Below are 16,448 nucleotides of genomic sequence, written 5' to 3'. Positions count from 1 at the left end.
TTCGACCCCCGGTTTTCCCCTGCGCCCACACCCCTGTCGGCGCTTTCACCCCGTTCCCCCGGTCGCGGTCTCCCCGTGCTCCGCGTCCCGTGGTCGTGCTCCCCCTCGCCGACCGGCCCCTCAGCCCTTGCGCCGGGCCGAGCCCGCGAGCAGGCCCAGGCCGATCAGCATCGCGCCGCCCGCCAGGACCCACCTGACGTCCAGGAAGGCCGGCCACGACGTCCCGTCGGACAGCATGTAGGCGGCGGCGACCAGGGCTGCCGCCCCGAACACCAGGCCGACGACGTCCACTCCGCGCTTCTCGATCGACTCCTGGTCAGCCACGGCTCACCACCACCTCTCCCAGTCCTGCCCGAACGTCCAGCTCCACTCGCAGCCCACCCTCGCCGGCACCCTTGTCGTCGACCGTCGTGGTGTTGTTCCGGCCGTCTCGTTCCGGTCCCAGGCACGACACCGAGCCCAGGCCCGAGTGGCAGGTCACCACCACGTCCGCGTCGGCGGGTACCCGGACCTTCGCGCTGCCGATGCCCACCTCCACCTCGGTCGTCACCGACCCGGTCGCCGGCAGGCCGGTCAGGTCGAGGTCGACGCTGCCCACGTTGGTGTCGTACCGGTCCAGCACCTGCTCCCGCGTCGTCGGCTGCGCGTTCACGTCCCCCATGTGGTCCGAACCGCCGATCGAGGTGAAGTCGACGCTGGTCATCAGCACCCCCACGACGCTCAGCGGGACGACCAGGCCCATCAGCCCGCGTCCGCCGCCGCCCCGGAACGCGCCCACCAGCATCCCGAGGCCGAGGGTCGCCACGACCAGGCCGATGACGTGCGGCGCGTCGAACCACGGGCTGTACGAGGACGCCACCAGCCCGCCGGCCAGCACCACCAGCGACAGCCCGAACGTCGCCACGCCCACCCGTGACCTGGGCCGACGCCGTTGCGGTGGGTGCGACTGCCGCTCCGCCGGCGGCGCGGGGGCGGCTGCCGGTTCCGGCAGGTCCCACGCGAACGGCGCGGCACCCAGCGGGTCCCACGCGGGCGGCGTCACGCGTGCGGTCGGCGACTCGGCGGTATCCACTGGCCTCACCTCGGGTGCGGAGGGCGGACGGTTGAGCGACCCCCGGCTGCGGTGCAGCAGGTAGATCGCGCCGACGGACAGCAGCACACCGCCCACCATGGTGAAACCGCCGTCGACGAAGAAGCCGCTGGCGGGAACCACGGCGAGGCCCAGCAGGACGGTCAGCGGCAGCGGTGTGGAGCTGCGCCCTCGGCCGAACAGCGCCTCGGCGGCGGACACCTCGTCGTCGGCCTGCGCCAGCCACAGCCAGCCCAGCAGGTAGATCAGCAGACCCGCGCCGTTGCACAGGGCCATCGCCACGAACGCGACCCGGACGACGACGGGGTCGATCCGGTAGCGCTCGGCGATGCCGGCGGCGACACCGGCGATCTTCCGCCCCGAGTGCGGCCGCCTGGGCCGGCTGGCCCAGAAGTCCTTCAGCGTCTCCTCGACGCCGGCAGTGCTCAGGTTCCCGCTCACGATGACGAGCATGGTCCGCCGGGGGACGATGCACATCGGGGACCCACCCTGAACCGCGCATCGGGTGGAACCCTGATGAAAGCGCCCCGGACGCGTGTGACCATCAGGAGGTGAGCTCGCAGGTGTCCTCCACGCCCCGACCGGCCACGCCGGGTCCGGCCACGCCCGACCCGGCGACGCCCGACCCGACCGCGCCGATCCCGACCTCGTCGACCTCGGCGGGGCAGACCTCGGCGGAGACGGGTCCGGCGGAGGCCGGTCCGGCCGGGCAGACGTCGGCGGGGGCGGGTTCGGCGGCGACGTCCGACCGGCCGACCGTGGGCGTGCCGACGACCGGTGTGCCGACCTCGGCCGTGCCTCCTGCGGGCGTGCCGACCTCCGCTGTGCCTTCTGCGGGCGTGCCGACTTCCGCCGTGCCTCCTGTGTCCGTGCCTTCTGCGGGCGTGCTCCCGGTGGGCGTGCCGGTCGCGTCCGGGTCCACGGGGGCGGTCGGTGCGGGGCAGGCCGGGCGCGGGCACGAGCCGGTGCGCCGGCGGCGGGCGGGGCGGGTCGTCGCCGGGGTGGCGGGCGGTGTCGCCGACCACCTCGGGGTCGAGGTGTTCTGGGTGCGCGCGGTGTTCGCGGCGCTGACCGCCCTCAACGGCGTCGGGATCGTGGCCTACGGGCTGCTGTGGCTGTTCGTGCCGCAGCGCGCGGTGGACACCCCGGAGCCGTCCCCGAAGCCCCAGGAGCGGCAGCAGGCACTCGGGCTGGTCGCGCTGGGCATCGGCGCGGCGGTGGTCGGCGGGCTGCTGTCCGGGCCGGTCAGCGGCTGGATAGTGGGGCCGCTCGCGGTCGCCCTGGTCGGCGCGGCCGTCGTCTGGCGGGAGGCCGACGAGGCGCAGCGCAGGCGGTGGCGCGACGGCGCGAAGTCCGGCCTGTTCGGCACCGGCCGGGCCGCGCTGGTCCGGGTGCTGTCCGGGGTGGCGCTGGTGGCGATCGGCATCGGCGTGCTGCTGATCAGCAGCTACGGCATCGACCAGCTCCGGTTCGCGCTGCTCGCCGTGGTGGCCACGCTGGGCGGCGTGGCGGTGCTCACCGTGCCGCTGTGGATCAAGCTCATCAACGACCTGGGCGAGGAGCGCCGGGTCCGCATCCGCACCGAGGAGCGCGCCGAGATCGCCGCCCACCTGCACGACTCGGTGCTCCAGACGCTCGCCCTGATCCAGAAGCAGTCCGAGAGCCCGCGCGAGGTCAAGCGGCTGGCCCGGGGCCAGGAGCGGCAGCTGCGCGACTGGCTGTACGGGCACGCGGTCGGCGAGAACGGGCAGCCGACGATGATGTCCGCCGCGATCGCCAAGGCGTCCGGCGAGGTCGAGGACCAGTTCGCCATCGCCGTCCAGCAGGTCGTGGTGGGCGACTGCGAGCTGGACCACAACCTGCTGGCGATGGTGCAGGCGGCCCGCGAGGCGATGGTCAACGCGGCCAAGCACGCGGGCGTCGGCGACATCAGCGTGTACGGCGAGGTCGAGCCCGACCGGGTCACCGTGTTCGTGCGGGACCGGGGCAAGGGCTTCGACCCGGCGCTGGTCCCGGAGGACCGGCATGGCCTGGCCGACTCCATCCGGGGGAGGATGGACCGGCACGGCGGGGAGGTCCGGCTGCGCACGACGCCCGGCGAGGGCACCGAGGTGCAGCTGCACATGCCGAGGAAGACCGCCGGCAACCAGAAGACGGAGGCCAGGACGTGACAACCGAGAAGCCGCCGGTGCGGGTGTTCCTGGTGGACGACCACGCGCTGTTCCGCGCGGGCGTGCGCGCGGAGCTCGACTCGATCACCGACGAGGTCGACGTGGTCGGCGAGGCCGGTTCGGTGGGCGAGGCGGTGGTCGGCATCGGCCACGTGCGGCCGGACGTGGTGCTGCTGGACGTGCACATGCCCGACGGCGGCGGCGCGGAGGTGCTGCGGCAGGTCCGCACGGCGCTGCCGGACGTGGTGTTCCTGGCGCTGTCGGTGTCGGACGCCGCCGAGGACGTGATCGCGGTGATCCGCGCGGGCGCGCGGGGGTACGTGACGAAGACCATCTCCAGCCAGGAGCTGGTGCGCGCGGTGGTCCGGGTGTCGGACGGCGACGCGGTGTTCAGCCCCCGGTTGGCCGGCTTCGTCCTGGACGCGTTCGCGGACCGCCCCGGCGCGGCCCCGATCAGCGACCCCGAGCTGGACCTGCTGACGCCCCGGGAGCGGGACGTGCTGCGGCTGCTGGCCCGGGGGTACGCGTACAAGGAGATCGCGTCGGAGCTGTTCATCTCGGTGAAGACGGTCGAGACCCACGTGTCCAGCGTGCTGCGCAAGACCCAGCTCTCCAACCGCTACGAACTCTCCCGCTGGGCCTCCGACCGCCGCCTGGTCTGAGCTTTCGCGAGGATTGATCGGGGTTGGTGCGCTGGTACGGGGTCGCCTACTGGCCGGCGAGCAGGGTGGCGCGATCACGCCACGCCATCCGCAGCAGCGTCAGCGCGCTCGCGGACAGCCGGGGGTCCAGCCGGTCGACGGTCTCGGCGGTGAAGGGGAGGTGCTGCACCCCGCCCCGTCGGACGACGCGTCCTTCGTCGTTGACCGCCACCATCCGCGCGAAGAGCCGGTCGAACTCGGGCGCGTCGACCACCGCGACCGTGAGCTGCTGGACGCCGAGTTCCAGTGGCTCCACCACCAGGCCGTAGTGCCACGGGCGGAAGGTCCCCCGCCTCCTCGCGTCCTCGAACCGGGCGAAGGGGTCGTCCCAGCGGTAGTCGATCGGGCGCGGGTCGCAGCCGTCGTGCTCGGCGTTGCCGAGGAACTCCTCCGAGAACTCCCGCATGATGTTGCGCCAGAGGGAGAAGTCGTTCCGGACGTTGACCGGCGCGGCGGACGAGGGCTGGAACTCGCCGGCCGGCATCACGTGGCACAGCCCGCCGCCGTCGGCCACCCCGCCGCTGTCCCTCTCGTGCAGGACGAACGCCGCCGACTCGCGGCGGCTGCCACGGCGGATGGTCAACGTGTTGATGCCCGGCGACATCAGCAGCCTTTCCGGGTCGAACGGGTCGCCGAGCGCGGTGCGGAGGGGGAGGTCCGCGAAACCGGGCATCGACCGACCCGACGAGAGCCACGCCCGTTTGAACTCGTGCGCGATCATCTGCTTCAGGCTGAACAGCTCGAAGAAGGTCGTCCGGCCGAACGTCAGGCGCATCCTGCGCTCGGGGGACGAGTCGACCGCGTCGACGGCCGTGAGCCGGTAGCTCAGCCGGTTCTCCAGCAACCTGGGGCGCACCAGGTCCCGAACCGCGCGGCTGTAGTCGGTGTACCGGGTGCCCCTGTCGCTCAGCGGGAGCAGGTGCTCGACGGGAGCCGGTTCCGGGAGGCGGAACGGCCGCGCGTCCTCCGCCCACCGCAGCTCGACGCGGTCCAGCTCCACCGGGCGCTCCGACACCCACCCCGGCCCGGCGAGGACGTGACCACCGGGGGCCCGGTCCGCTTCGGGGTAGAGCCAGGCCGCGAGTTCGGTCAGTTCGCGGCCCGGGCCCCGGGTGCTCGGCGGACCCGCAACCACTCGGCCTGATCGCTGCTCACAGCCCCTCCACCGCCGGACTCGTGGGGCAACCAGGGAGACCACCTGCCACAAAGGCACCCCCACCCGTCAGGCGACGGCGGCTTTCAGGGCGTCCAGCAGGGTCTTCACCGCCGGCGAGCCGATGCTGTCCTGGCGGATCGCGGCGCAGATGGTGCGGGTCGGTTCCGGGTGGCGCAGCTTGCGCACGACCACGCCGGGGTGGACCACGCCCAGGCCCAGCTTCGGCACGATCGTCACGCCCAGGCCCGCCGCGACGAAGCCCTGCGCGGTCGGGTAGTCGTCGGACTCCAGCACGAAGTTCGGCGCGAAGCCGGCCGCCGCGCAGTTGTCCAGCACGATGTCCCGGCAGTGGCCGGGTGGGTTCACCGCGTCCACCCACGGTTCGTCGGCCAGGTCCGCCAGGTCCAGCACCCGCTTGCGGGCCAGGTCGTGGCCTCGGGGCAGGACCGCCAGGTACGGGTCGTCCAGCAGGTGCTCGACGTGCACCCCGCGCGGCACCTCGGCCTCGCGCGGGAACACCGACAGCGCCACGTCCGCGCGCCCCGCGCCGACCTCGACGATCGGGTCGGCGGGCTCGGTCAGCTTCAGGTCCAGTTGCACGTCGGCGTGCCGGGCCTTGAACGCGGCCACGGCCGGTGGCACGAGCGCCGCTCCGGCGGTGGCGAAGTACCGCACCCGCAGCCGCCCGGTGCGCCCCTCCCTCAGGTCCGCGAGCGCCGCCTCGGCCTCCACCAGCCGGTCGGTAATGCGGGCCGCGTGCTCGGTGAGCACCCGCCCGGCCACGGTGGGCCGCACGCCCCGCCCGACCCGGTCCAGCAGCGGCAGCCCGGCCTGCTTCTCCAGGGCCGCGACCTGCTGGCTGATGGCGGACGGCGTGTAGCCGAGGTTGGCCGCCGCGGCGGTGATGGAGCCGGTGGTCACCACGGCCCGGAGCACCTGCATTCGTCGCACGTCCAGCATGGCCCGATCGTACAGCGCTGCTTAAGCATCTTGCAGTTCTCTTTACTTGTCCTGATGCTTCGCGTAGCGCAGAGTATGCCCGTGAACAGACCCGGCACGCTGGTCAGGATGGGCGTCCTCGCCCTCCTCTGGGGTTCCAGCTTCCTGTGGATCAAGATCGCCCTGACCGGGCTGTCGCCGGTCCAGATCGCGCTGGTCCGCACCGTGCTCGGCGCGGCGGTCCTGGTCGTGCTGGTCTTCACGCGCGGTCAGCGGCTGCCGGCGGACCGGGGCGTCTGGGTGCACCTGGCGGTGGCTGCGGTCTTCGGCAACGTCATCCCGTTCGTGCTGTTCGGCGTGGGGGAGCAGACCGTCGACTCGGGCGTCGCGGGCGTGCTGAACGCCACCACGCCGCTGTGGGCGCTCGCCCTGGGCCTGCTGCTGGGCTTCGAGCGCCGGCGCAACCCGGCCCGGCTGGTCGGCCTGGTGCTGGGCTTCGCGGGCACCCTGCTGATCTTCGCGCCGTGGGAGAGGGCCGGCCTGGCGAGCTGGGGCGCGCTGGCCTGCCTGGCCGCCGCCGCCTCCTACGCGGTCAGCTACACCTACATCGGCCGCACGATCTCCGGGCGCGGCCTGTCGTCCATCCAGCTGTCCTCGGCGCAGCTCGTGACGGCCTCCGGCCTGACCGTGCTGGTGCTGCCGGTCGGCGGCCTCGACGAGACCCACCTGACCTGGCAGGCGCTGGTGGCGGTCGGCGTCCTGGGCGTCTTCGGCACGGGTGCGGCGTTCGTCCTGAACTACCGGCTCATCGAGGACGAGGGCCCCACCAACGCCACGACGGTCGGCTACCTGCTGCCCGTGGTGTCGGTGCTGCTGGGCGCGGCGTTCCTCGGCGAGGACCTCAACGCGCGGGTCGTGGCGGGCATGGTCGTGGTCCTCGCCGGGGTCGCGCTGACCCGCCGGCAGCCCGCGACGGCGATCATCCCGGTCCAGCCGGAGCGGACGACTACGCTCAAGTGACCTGCGATAACACTGGGTTACTCGTCGGTATAGGCCATCTGAGACAACCGAACTGGGCAAACGGGTGGACCTGAGACCCAGGTCTCCCCCGATAGCGTGGTATTGGGCCGAACCACGTCCCGATCGGCCTTCTCGGACGTCTCCTCTCCAAGAGAGGGATGAACACGGGAAGGACTCCACACCATGAGCGCCGAGAGCATCACCGCGAGCACCACGTTCCACCTCCTGGTCCCCGGGGTCGCACCGGCACCGGTGGAAGCGGAGCTGCACTACGAACCGGAGGACCCCTACGCGGTCGCCGTGCTGTTCCACACCGGGCAGGGCAAGGTCGAGTGGATCTTCGCCCGCGACCTGCTGGCGGACGGGCTGCTCACGCCGTCCGGCGAGGGCGACATCCTCGTGCGGCCGGCCGCCGACGACCCCGAGCGCGTCCTGCTGGAGCTGAACGCGCCCACCGGCTTCGCCATCCTGTCGGCCCAGGCCGAGGACATCGCCGAGTTCCTGGACCTCACCTACGACGTGGTCCAGCCCGGCGAGGAGGACCTGTGGATCGACTTCGACCGCGAGCTGGCGAAGCTGGTCTCCACCAACTGAGCCGGTCGCCTGCCCTCCTCCGGGCGCGGCACCCGCGGGTGCGACGGGAGGACGGCGGGCGACCGGACGTGCCGACGGCGGTCGCTCGGGGGTGCCCGCCGCCGATCAGGCCGGTCGGCAGGCGCTGACCGCGCCGGACCGTTCCAGGGGGATGGACACGCCGCCCCGCCTGCGCCGGGAGCGCAGGCAGCCAAGCGGGCGAGCGGGTCGTCAGACGCACGCAGAGGGGGAGTGGGAGGTCGTCACCGGTCCGCAGGGCCGCCCGCTGGGGAGCGGCCCCGGACCGGTCAGGACTTGCCGAGCGTCTGGTCCTTGGCGATGAACAGGCCCTGGTTCTCCCACTTGAGCACGATCAGCTTGCGCTCGCGGGACACCGAGCTGTCCTTCATGTGGTACGCGACCTCGATCTCGTACGCGTACGGCTCGTTGATCCGCACGTTGGTCAACTCGACCGCCTTGACCTGGCTCCACCAGCCCTTGTAGCCCTCGAACCCGCCGTTGCCGCTCTTCATCTCGGCGGTCAGCCGGTTGAAGCCGTCCTCCACGTTCGACGGCATCAGCGCGAAGTAGTCCCGGATCGCCTGCTCCTGCTGGTCCGGCGTCGGGTCGGTGGTGATCTTCGGCGGCGGGGCGGCGGTCTTCTTCGTGGTCGTCGTGGACGGCTCGCCACCGGCGGCGGGCTGGGTGACCGTCGTCGTCGGACCGGCCTGGTTGCCGGCCTCGCCCCGGCTCAACATGCTGGCCAGCAGGATGCCGACCACGGCCGCCGCCGCGATGGCCAGCGCCGTGAAGACCGTCGAGCGCCTGCTCTTCACCGGCCCCCGGCCGGACTGCTTGTACTCCTGGCGCGGCGCGGCGGCCGGGCGCTGGGGCGGCAGCGCCGCCGCCGGGCGCGGGGGCGTCGGCACCGGGGACACCCGGGTCGCCGCCGGAGCCGGTGCGACCGCGCGGGTCACCGCCGCGTGCTGCTGGGGCTGCTGCACGGGAGCGCCCTGCCACGACGGCGGGTGGGTCTGCGGCAGCGCCACCGGGAACTCCGGCGCGGCCCGCCCGGCGGCCACCGCCGCCAGCGCCTCCTTCGCCTCGGCCATCGTCGGCCGGTCCTCGGGCTCGGCGCGCAGCAGGCGCATCAGCAGGGCGGTCAGCGGACCGGCCTGCTTGGGCGGCGTCACCTTGCCCGACGCGACCTGGTGCAGCAGCGCGATGGTGTTCTCGTTCAGGCCGAACGGGGGCATCCCCTCGATCGCCGCGTAGAGCGTGGAGCCCAGCGAGAACACGTCCGAGGGCGGACCGGGGTCGTAGCCCTTGGCCACCTCGGGCGCTAGGTAGGCGGGGGTGCCCGCGAGCATCCCGGTGGCGGTCACCGTCACGTCGCCGGTCGCCCGGGAGATGCCGAAGTCGGTGATCTTGACCGTGCCCTCGTTGCCCAGCAGCACGTTGCCCGGCTTGATGTCGCGGTGCACGATGCCCGCGACGTGCGCGGCGGCCAGCGCCGAGGCCACCTGCGAGCCGATCGACGCCACGTCGCGCGGCGGCAGCGTGCCGCGCTCGGACAGCACGGTCGACAGGCTCTTGGACGGCAGGTACTCCATCACCAGCCAGGGCTGGCCGTCGTCCTCGGCCACGTCGTAGACCGCGATCGCGTGCGGGTGCTGGAGCCGGGCCGCGATCCGGCCCTCCCGCATCGCCCGCCGCTTGGCCTCGTCGGTGTCCGCCTCGGCCAGGCCGGGCTGGAGCAGCAGCTGCTTCACGGCGACCGTGCGGTGCAGGCGCTCGTCGTGGGCCTGCCAGACGATGCCCATCGCGCCGCTGCCGATCCGGTGGCCCAGTCGGTAGCGGCCGGCAACCAGGCGGCCGTCGTCGGTCACAGGTGCTCCAAAGCTAGCTCGGGCTGGTCAGGGGCGAACACCGGTGACGTCGCCACTTCGACACAAGGACGTTTGGTCACCCGATCGGGTTCGTCGTCCACCTTACGAGGTTGTCAGCCGCCCTGGGGCTGCTGCGGGCTCGTACTCGTCACGGCCGGCGGCGGTGTGGTCGTCGGGGGGACCGTCGTCTTCGGCGTCGTGGTCGTCGTCGTGGTGGTGGTCGTCGTGGTCGTCGTGGTGGTGGTCGTGGTGGTGGTCGTGGTCGGCTCTTCGTACGTGGTGCGCGGCGGCTCTGTGGTGGTCGTCACAGGCGGCGTCGTGGTCGTCGTGGGCGCCGTGCTGGAGGTGCTGTTGGTGACCGGGGGCACCTTCGGTTCCTTGGTGTCGAACGCGCCGAGCGCGACCAGGAGGAAACCGAGCAGCAGCAACGATCCCAGCACCACGGCGGCGATCACCAGCGGCCGGGTGTTGTTCGGTTCGGGCGGCGGCGCCACGGGTGCGGTCGGGCCGACCGTGCGGGGGCCGACCGTGCGCGGCGCGGGCCGGACCACGTGGGTGCGGTCGGCGTCCAGCACGGTCGTCGCGCCCGCCACCGGCATCGCTGCGGGCGCGAGGCCGCCGAGGCTCGGGTTGCGGCCGTGCGCGACCGCGTTGAGCATGTCGCGGGCCTGGGCCATGGTCGGCCGGTCGGCCGGGTCGTAGTTCAGCAGCACCAGCAGCACGTCGGCCAGCGGGCCGTCGATCGTCGGCGGGTTGATCCGGCCGGCCGCCACGGCGTGCAGCACGCCCAGGGTGTTCTCGCTCAGGCCGAATGGCGGCTCGCCCTCGACGGCCGCGAACAGCGTCGACCCCAGGGAGAACACGTCCGACGCGGGCGTCGGGTCCTGGCCGCGCGCGATCTCCGGCGCGAGGTAGGCGGGCGTGCCCGCGATCAGGCCGGTCTTGGTGACCGTGACGTCGTCGCTGGCCCGGGAGATGCCGAAGTCGGTGATCTTGACCAGGCCGTTGTCGGCGAGCAGCACGTTGCCCGGCTTCACGTCCCGGTGCACGATGCCCGCCGCGTGGGCGGCGGCCAGCGCGGCGGCGGCCTGCCCGCCGATCTGCGCGACCTCCACCGGGTCGAGCGGGCCGTGCTCGGCCATCGTGTCGGCCAGGCTGCTCGACGGCAGGTACTCCATGACCAGGCAGGGGGCGCCGTTCTCCTCCACCACGTCGTAGACCGCGATGGCGTTGGGGTGGTGCAGCTTGGCCGCGATCCGGCCCTCGCGCATGGCGCGCTGGATCGCCTCGTCCCGCTCGGTGGCGTCGAGGCTGGGCTGGAGCAGCAGCTCCTTGATGGCCACGATCCGGCCGAGGCGCTCGTCCTGGGCCCGCCAGACGATGCCCATGGCACCGCTGCCGATCCGGTCCAGGAAGCGGTAGCGCTCGGCTATCAGGCGTTCGTCGGCGCTCACCGGACCACCTCGCTGGGGCGCTGCGGGACCGCGGCAAGGGCAGCAGGTCTCACGCTCGGGCTCCTCGTCGTGCGGATCGGTGCGCGGACAGCCTACCCCGGCGGTGACTACGGCTTTCGGACCGTTGTGCAGGTCACGCGAGCTACGTCCGGACCGGGAAGGGATACCTGAATCCGACCGGGGAAGCCACCTGTTCGGGTGAAGATCGCCCCTTTTGGGTCCGAACGGCCGAGTCCACGCGCGCTGAGCGGCCCTCACGTTCCGGAACGCACCCGCACCGCATCGCGCTGCGCCAGGGGGTCGAACCGGTCGGCCCGAACGCCGGCCGGTGCGTCGACCGGGTCGCCCGGTCGGGTGACCGCGCCGGTCTCGCCGGCGGGGCGGGCTCGCGGCGGCGCGACTCAGGCGGCGGGCGAGAAGAAGTCGAACCCGCCCAGCGGGTCGAGGATGCCGCCGAGGTCGACGCCGGCGGACGGTGCGGACGGCGCAGTGGGCGCGGACGGCTCGGAGGACGGCGCGGTCGAGGACGGCGGCGCGGTCACGCCGGTGGACGGCGGGGTGGGTGCGTCCGAGGACGGCCGGGGCGCCTGGGTCGTCGTGGGCGGCGTCGTCGTGGTCGGCGGCGGCACCTCGGCGGGCGGCGTCGTCGTGGTGGTGGCGGGCGGCGGCTCGACCGGCGGCGGGGCCTGCTCGGTCGTCGTCGTGGTCGGCGCGGGGGCCGGCTGCTGGGTGGCCCGGGGCCGCTGGGTCGTCGCCTGGGTGGGCTCGGTGGTGGTGGTCGCCTCGGTGGTCGTGTCCTGCGCCGGCTGGGCCTGCTGCTGGTTCGCGGCGGCTGCCGCCAGGTCGTTGCCGAGGGTGTTGGTGCTGCGGGCGGCCTGGCGGTTGTCGTACCGGACCTCGGCCAGCGGGCGCTCGTCGGGCGAGGTGAGCAGGCTCGTGGCGGTGAACGCGACCGCGCCGGCCAGCACCACGCCGCCGCCGGCCATGGCGACGAGCTTCGGCACGGAGAAACCACCGCCGCCGCGCTCCTCCTCGCCGGCGCGGCCTTCGCGGCGCAGCAGCTCGGTGATGTGCAGCTCGCGGCCCGACAGGTTCACCCGGGGCGTGAACCGGATGGTCTCCTCGTCGGTGATCCGGGGGATCGGCTGGGTCTCCGCCTCGCGCCTGGCGATCAGGTCGGCGACCGACAGCTTGGCCGTCGAGCCGTCCTGCCGACGGCGGTTGTCGTCGTTCGACACCGGAGTCTCACCTTTCCCGGGGAGTGCGTTGAGCTACCGACCGGGAACATGGATACCGAATCGTGACCGAATCCGTAACCCCTTTGGGGGAAGTTTCCTCGTCAAGGACTGTGATTCTCAACGCTGGGTGAGTTCCGGTCGCGTGGCCGTCACGCAGGGTCAGCTCCGCTGGGCCGAAAGGACCTCTGTCCCGGAGATCCGGGGCGGGCTGGTGTCGGTGAGCCAGAACCGCTGCTCGACCCGCATCCACCGCCCGGACCGCTCCTGCATCGACACCACGGCGCGCACCGTGCCGTCCGCCCGCAGGGTGGTCGACTCGATGGTGATGGCCTGGATGCCGCCCCACGAGGCGACGAAGTCCCGCGCGCCCGTGCCGATCAGGTCGCCGGTCAGCAGCAGCGCCGCCTCGGCGGGCTTGGCGGGCAGCAGCTCGTAGAAGTGCCGCACCACGTCCACCTGGGGCTTGGACCGCGTCGCGGCCTCCCGGGGCGGCACGACGGGGCCCTCCGGCTCGGCCGGCACGTCCATCGGCACGTCGGCGGCCATCGGGTCCGGCCCGAGCGGGGCGGGCTCGGAGTCCTGCGGCCCGGTCAGCTCCGCCGCGAGCACGTCCGGCCGCAGCGCCGAGGAGCCGGTGATGTCGGCGGGCGGGGTCACCGAGGGCCGGGCGGGGCCGCTGTCGCGGGTGGCGACCAGGATCGACGCCGCCGCCACGGACACCAGCAGCACGAGCGCGCCGGTGGTCAGCGCCGCGACCCGGGCCGTCCGGTTGGACTGCCGGGGCGGGGCCTGGTGGGCGGCCTCGCCGGTCTGCCCGGGGAGCGGGCCCCGGGCGGTGGGCCGCTCCCGGGACGCGATCCGCAGCGGGACGCGCTGCCTCCGGATCAACTCGGCCACCGAGACCGAACCCGCACGGCTGTGCCTGCGACCGCTCGTCGTAGGGCGCTGCACTGGCGACTCCCTCGCACCTGTGTCGTCAGCGAGAACTCGTACCGCGCTTCACCAGGGCGAAGCCAGCAGAATGGAGGGGTTCACCCGTTCGTGGCGGTCAGCGGTCCGCACCTGTCCCTCGATCAGGCGATCAAGCACGGAGCGGCGTCGGGCTGTACGTTTGCGAACGACCGTTGGACGCCGACGGGAGGCCGTTCGGCGTCGACCGCACCGATCGGTAGCCGGCCGCACCCGCGCCGACCGGCCCGGCCGCGCCGACCCGACCGCACCCGCCGGGGTCAGGACGCGTCGAGCAGCCGTTCGGCGTTGATCAGGGGGTCGCCGGCCGTGGTGAACAGCAGTTCGCGCCGCTCGGTGGTGGTGCTGCCGTCCGACTTCGTCACCCGGAGCGTGCTCACCGTCGCGCCGGACGCCGGGTCGACCGTGATCGCGGTGACCTCGATCGCCGACACGTCCGAGAAGCGCTGCTCCAGCAGGGCCTCCGCGTCCGACCGGAACCCGTCGGACACCATCGCCATCGCGGCCTCCGCGTCGGCCACCGCCTGCTCGTAGAACCGCTCCGTGCGCAGCACGATCGCCGCCGCGTCCACCAGCGGCTTCGCGCGGCCGGGCACGGTGGTCACGGTCGGCGCGGTGGACGGGTCGGCGGGCTCGGCGGTCGACCTGCCGGGCCCGGCACCCGGCCGGCCGGCGGTCGACGGCTCGCCGGTGGCCGCGCCGGGCGGCGCCGGGTCGGCGGTGGTGCGGGGGCGGACCTCGTCGGTGCCCCGGACCGCCGCGGCCCTCTCCTCGCGCGGCTGGTCCGGGCGGTCCGGTCGCTCGGGGCGGACCGCCACGACCTCGGTGGGGACGGGCGGCGCGGGGGTGTCGAACCCGGTGATCAGCGGGCTCGCGGTCGGGTAGCCGGGCATCCCGATCCGCTCCTCGGGCGAGTCCGCGCCGACCAGCTTGGCCGCCGCGTACGCCAGGCCCACCAGGACGGCGGCCGACGACACGACGGCGAACCAGGCGGCCCGCTTCCACGTGCGGGGCGGGGTCACCGAGGCCGGGACGAGGCCGATGTTGAACTTGCGCAGGCCGACCGCGTCGGTGTCCGCCACCGGGTCGCGGGTCCGCTGCACCGGGAGCGCCCCGGGCCGGACCACCTGCCCCGCGTGCGGGGAGGGGTCGGGCACCGGGCCCAGCGGCAGCCAGAGGTCGCCGCTCCCGTGCTCCAGCCGGTGCCTGCCGGACCGTTCCGGTTCCGCGATGTCCATACCTGTCGTGATCCCTCCCACCCCCGGGCCTGACGCGAGTCGGGCCGCAGTTCACCTGTTCAGGGGCAGGGAACCGGGGGTGGGACGACGAAGACCCTGCGCCTACCCCAGGGTAGGTGCAGGGTCCGGGAGCGGCTTGACGGGTAAGCCGGATGACCCCACGTGACACCCGACCGAGTGAACTGCCTCAGTTGCCGCTGTTCAGCTTCTTGCGGCTGCTCTGCAACGCGTTCGTGGCGGCCAGGCCGGCACCGCCCGCGATCAGCGCGCCGATGACGTCGCTGGCCACGCTCACGCCCGAGGTGATCAGCAGGCCGACCAGCGCCACGACCGTGGTCACGCCGGCGACGGCCCAGCGGCTGCGCACGTACTGCGCGATCGGGGCACCCGCCGCCCGCTTCGACTTGGCGGCCGACCCGAGCATGGCCAGGTAGCCGTCGTGGGCGAGCGCGGCGAGCACGCCGAGGATTGCGATGAGACCCGTGATGAGGCCGATGACTCCCATGCCCCCAGTGTGCCTGCGCTCTTTCGGTTTGGCCCATGGGTGATCGCCCTGATATCCCCCTCGGGTGGAGTTTTTCTGGCACGACGCCTGCCTGGGGCACGACACCGGCACCGGTCTGTGGGAGCTGCCCGGCGACCGGGCGTGGTTGGACGAGGCCGAGCCGCACCCCGAGAACGCCGCTCGGCTGAGCACGTTCCGGCACGCCCTGCTGCACGGCCCGGTGGCACCGCACCTCACGTGGTCCGAGGGGCGGTTCGCCACGGAGGAGGAGTTGGCGCGCGTCCACACGGACGCGTACCTGTCCTCCCTATATAAGGCGTGCCACGCGGGCGGAAAAGTATCGCTGGAGACCAACACCGTCGTCGGCCCCGGCTCCTGGGACGCGATCCGCGCCGCCGCCGGCACCGCGCTGGCCGCGTACGAGGCGGTGGCGGCGGGCCGCACCCGCCTGGCGTACGCGCTCGTCCGCCCGCCCGGCCACCACGCCCAGCGCGGCCTGCCGGACGGCTACTGCCTGGTCAACAACGCCGCCCTGGTCGCCGAGACGGCCCGCCGCGCCGGCCACCGGGTCGCGGTGCTGGACTGGGACGTGCACCACGGCAACGGCACCCAGGACGTGTTCCGGGACGTGGACGGGGTGCTGACCTGCTCGGTGCACATGCGGCACGGCCCGTGGGGCGCGAACCACGTGCAGACCGGCGGCCCGGAGGAGAGCGGCCCGGGCAACCTCAACGTGGAGCTGTCGCTGGGCGCGGGCGACACCGCGTACCGGCGGGCGCTGGAGGAGCTGGTGCTGCCCGCGATCCGCGAGCACGGCACGGACTTCCTGGTCTGCGCGTCCGGGTTCGACGGTTCGGCGTTCGACCCGAACGGCAGGCACAACCTGACCGCCGCCGGGTACCGGCACATCGGCCGGGAGGTGGCAACGCTGGACCTCCCGACCGTGCTGACCCAGGAGGGCGGCTACCTGCGGGGCTACGCCGCCCTGTGCCTGCACGCGCTGGTGGAGGGGCTGGTGGGGGCCGGCGTGCTGCTGGACGACCCCCTCGCGTACCTGCCCGACGAGGACCGGCTCGTGGACCGCGACCTGGCCCGCGCGGCTAGCGGCCGAGCGGGCCCCGGCCCAGCTTGAGCAGGATCATCGCCAGGTCGCGCCCCTCCGGGCCGAGTTCGCGGTAGCGGTTGAGCACGTCGATCTCCCGGTTGTGGACGATCTTCGTGCCGCCGGCGGCCATCCGGGCCGCGCCGATCGTCCGGGACACCTCCACCCGCCGGTTGACCAGGCGCAGGATCTCCGCGTCCAGGTGGTCGATCTCCCGGCGCAGCGCGTCGATGTCCTCGGGGGCGGGCGCGGCGGTGGTGGGCGCTGCGGTGGGCGCGGTGTCGGTGCTGTTCATCGCGGTGACCTCTCGACTCTGGCTGGGTCCCGGTCCGGAAGCGGCGAAGCCCCGGAATCCGAGGACTCCGGGGCTTCGTGGGTGGCTTGGCGCGCTAGCGGTCCACGG

Annotated in this window: 17 protein-coding genes; 5 read left to right on the top strand and 12 right to left on the bottom strand. The window is 73.5% G+C overall.

The genetic code is table 11. The features are described from left to right. Positions 1-120 precede the first annotated feature (120 nt). The 3 genes from AB0I60_RS18250 to AB0I60_RS18240 all read right to left on the bottom strand — a co-directional run bounded on the left by AB0I60_RS18250 (position 121) and on the right by AB0I60_RS18240 (position 2,012). On the bottom strand, positions 121-324 hold the full coding sequence (locus AB0I60_RS18250) for a hypothetical protein (RefSeq protein WP_360731234.1): 204 nt from the start codon (positions 322-324) through the stop codon (positions 121-123). Further along, complete coding sequence (locus AB0I60_RS18245; RefSeq protein WP_360731232.1) at positions 317-1,531, bottom strand: PspC domain-containing protein; 1,215 nt, start codon at positions 1,529-1,531, stop codon at positions 317-319. Before AB0I60_RS18245 ends, AB0I60_RS18250 begins: the two co-directional genes overlap by 8 nt. A gap of 103 nt (positions 1,532-1,634) precedes the next feature. Then, complete coding sequence (locus AB0I60_RS18240) at positions 1,635-2,012, bottom strand: hypothetical protein (protein ID WP_360731230.1); 378 nt, start codon at positions 2,010-2,012, stop codon at positions 1,635-1,637. Here AB0I60_RS18240 and AB0I60_RS18235 point away from each other — a divergent pair. Together AB0I60_RS18235 and AB0I60_RS18230 are read left to right on the top strand one after the other, a co-directional pair. Then, on the top strand, positions 1,990-3,261 hold the full coding sequence (locus tag AB0I60_RS18235) for a PspC domain-containing protein (RefSeq protein WP_360731361.1): 1,272 nt from the start codon (positions 1,990-1,992) through the stop codon (positions 3,259-3,261). The two genes, AB0I60_RS18240 and AB0I60_RS18235, sit on opposite strands and share 23 nt — an antisense overlap. Beyond that, on the top strand, positions 3,258-3,923 hold the full coding sequence (locus tag AB0I60_RS18230) for a response regulator transcription factor (protein WP_360731228.1): 666 nt from the start codon (positions 3,258-3,260) through the stop codon (positions 3,921-3,923). Before AB0I60_RS18235 ends, AB0I60_RS18230 begins: the two co-directional genes overlap by 4 nt. A gap of 46 nt (positions 3,924-3,969) precedes the next feature. On the opposite strand, the gene AB0I60_RS18225 is transcribed toward AB0I60_RS18230, so the two are convergent. Both AB0I60_RS18225 and AB0I60_RS18220 read right to left on the bottom strand, forming a co-directional pair. Beyond that, positions 3,970-5,097 carry an XRE family transcriptional regulator gene (locus AB0I60_RS18225; RefSeq protein ID WP_360731226.1) on the bottom strand — a complete coding sequence of 376 codons (1,128 nt, stop codon included), beginning with the start codon at positions 5,095-5,097 and terminating at the stop codon, positions 3,970-3,972. Positions 5,098-5,184: 87 nt separating this feature from the next. Further along, positions 5,185-6,078 (bottom strand): LysR family transcriptional regulator, encoded by an 894-nt coding sequence (locus tag AB0I60_RS18220; RefSeq protein WP_360731225.1) that lies wholly within the window; start codon positions 6,076-6,078, stop codon positions 5,185-5,187. 75 nt (positions 6,079-6,153) lie between these two features. Here AB0I60_RS18220 and AB0I60_RS18215 point away from each other — a divergent pair, with 75 nt between their 5' ends. Further along, positions 6,154-7,077, top strand: a complete 924-nt coding sequence (locus AB0I60_RS18215) for a DMT family transporter (protein WP_360731223.1) — start codon at positions 6,154-6,156, stop codon at positions 7,075-7,077. A gap of 183 nt (positions 7,078-7,260) precedes the next feature. After that, a complete protein-coding gene (locus tag AB0I60_RS18210; RefSeq protein ID WP_015105167.1) occupies positions 7,261-7,671 on the top strand; it encodes an SsgA family sporulation/cell division regulator in 411 nt (136 codons plus the stop codon). A 287-nt stretch (positions 7,672-7,958) separates the two neighbouring features. On the opposite strand, the gene AB0I60_RS18205 is transcribed toward AB0I60_RS18210, so the two are convergent. The 6 genes from AB0I60_RS18205 to AB0I60_RS18180 form a co-directional block, all read right to left on the bottom strand. Then, the gene (locus AB0I60_RS18205) at positions 7,959-9,539 is read right to left on the bottom strand and encodes a serine/threonine-protein kinase (protein WP_360731222.1); all 1,581 of its coding nucleotides are present in this window, start codon (positions 9,537-9,539) and stop codon (positions 7,959-7,961) included. Positions 9,540-9,652: 113 nt separating this feature from the next. Next, a complete protein-coding gene (locus tag AB0I60_RS18200; RefSeq protein WP_360731221.1) occupies positions 9,653-10,993 on the bottom strand; it encodes a serine/threonine-protein kinase in 1,341 nt (446 codons plus the stop codon). Positions 10,994-11,394: 401 nt separating this feature from the next. Further along, entirely contained in the window at positions 11,395-12,231 is an 837-nt protein-coding gene (locus AB0I60_RS18195) for a hypothetical protein (RefSeq protein ID WP_360731219.1), read from the bottom strand. Between the two features lie 159 nt (positions 12,232-12,390). Beyond that, on the bottom strand, positions 12,391-13,128 hold the full coding sequence (locus AB0I60_RS18190; protein WP_360731217.1) for a hypothetical protein: 738 nt from the start codon (positions 13,126-13,128) through the stop codon (positions 12,391-12,393). A 332-nt stretch (positions 13,129-13,460) separates the two neighbouring features. Next, the gene (locus AB0I60_RS18185) at positions 13,461-14,438 is read right to left on the bottom strand and encodes a hypothetical protein (protein ID WP_360731215.1); all 978 of its coding nucleotides are present in this window, start codon (positions 14,436-14,438) and stop codon (positions 13,461-13,463) included. A 187-nt stretch (positions 14,439-14,625) separates the two neighbouring features. Beyond that, complete coding sequence (locus AB0I60_RS18180; protein ID WP_360731214.1) at positions 14,626-14,943, bottom strand: hypothetical protein; 318 nt, start codon at positions 14,941-14,943, stop codon at positions 14,626-14,628. A 64-nt stretch (positions 14,944-15,007) separates the two neighbouring features. Between AB0I60_RS18180 and AB0I60_RS18175 the strand changes: the two genes are divergently transcribed. Continuing rightward, complete coding sequence (locus AB0I60_RS18175) at positions 15,008-16,075, top strand: histone deacetylase (RefSeq protein WP_360731212.1); 1,068 nt, start codon at positions 15,008-15,010, stop codon at positions 16,073-16,075. On the opposite strand, the gene AB0I60_RS18170 is transcribed toward AB0I60_RS18175, so the two are convergent. Continuing rightward, positions 16,044-16,340 (bottom strand): chorismate mutase, encoded by a 297-nt coding sequence (locus tag AB0I60_RS18170; protein WP_360731210.1) that lies wholly within the window; start codon positions 16,338-16,340, stop codon positions 16,044-16,046. The two genes, AB0I60_RS18175 and AB0I60_RS18170, sit on opposite strands and share 32 nt — an antisense overlap. Positions 16,341-16,448: the final 108 nt, after the last annotated feature.

Source organism: Actinosynnema sp. NPDC050436 (assembly GCF_040655415.1).
Taxonomy (GTDB): Bacteria; Actinomycetota; Actinomycetes; order Mycobacteriales; family Pseudonocardiaceae; genus Actinosynnema.
The sequence above is the reverse complement of the archived record's forward strand: the minus strand, read 5'-3'. Positions and strand labels throughout refer to the sequence as shown.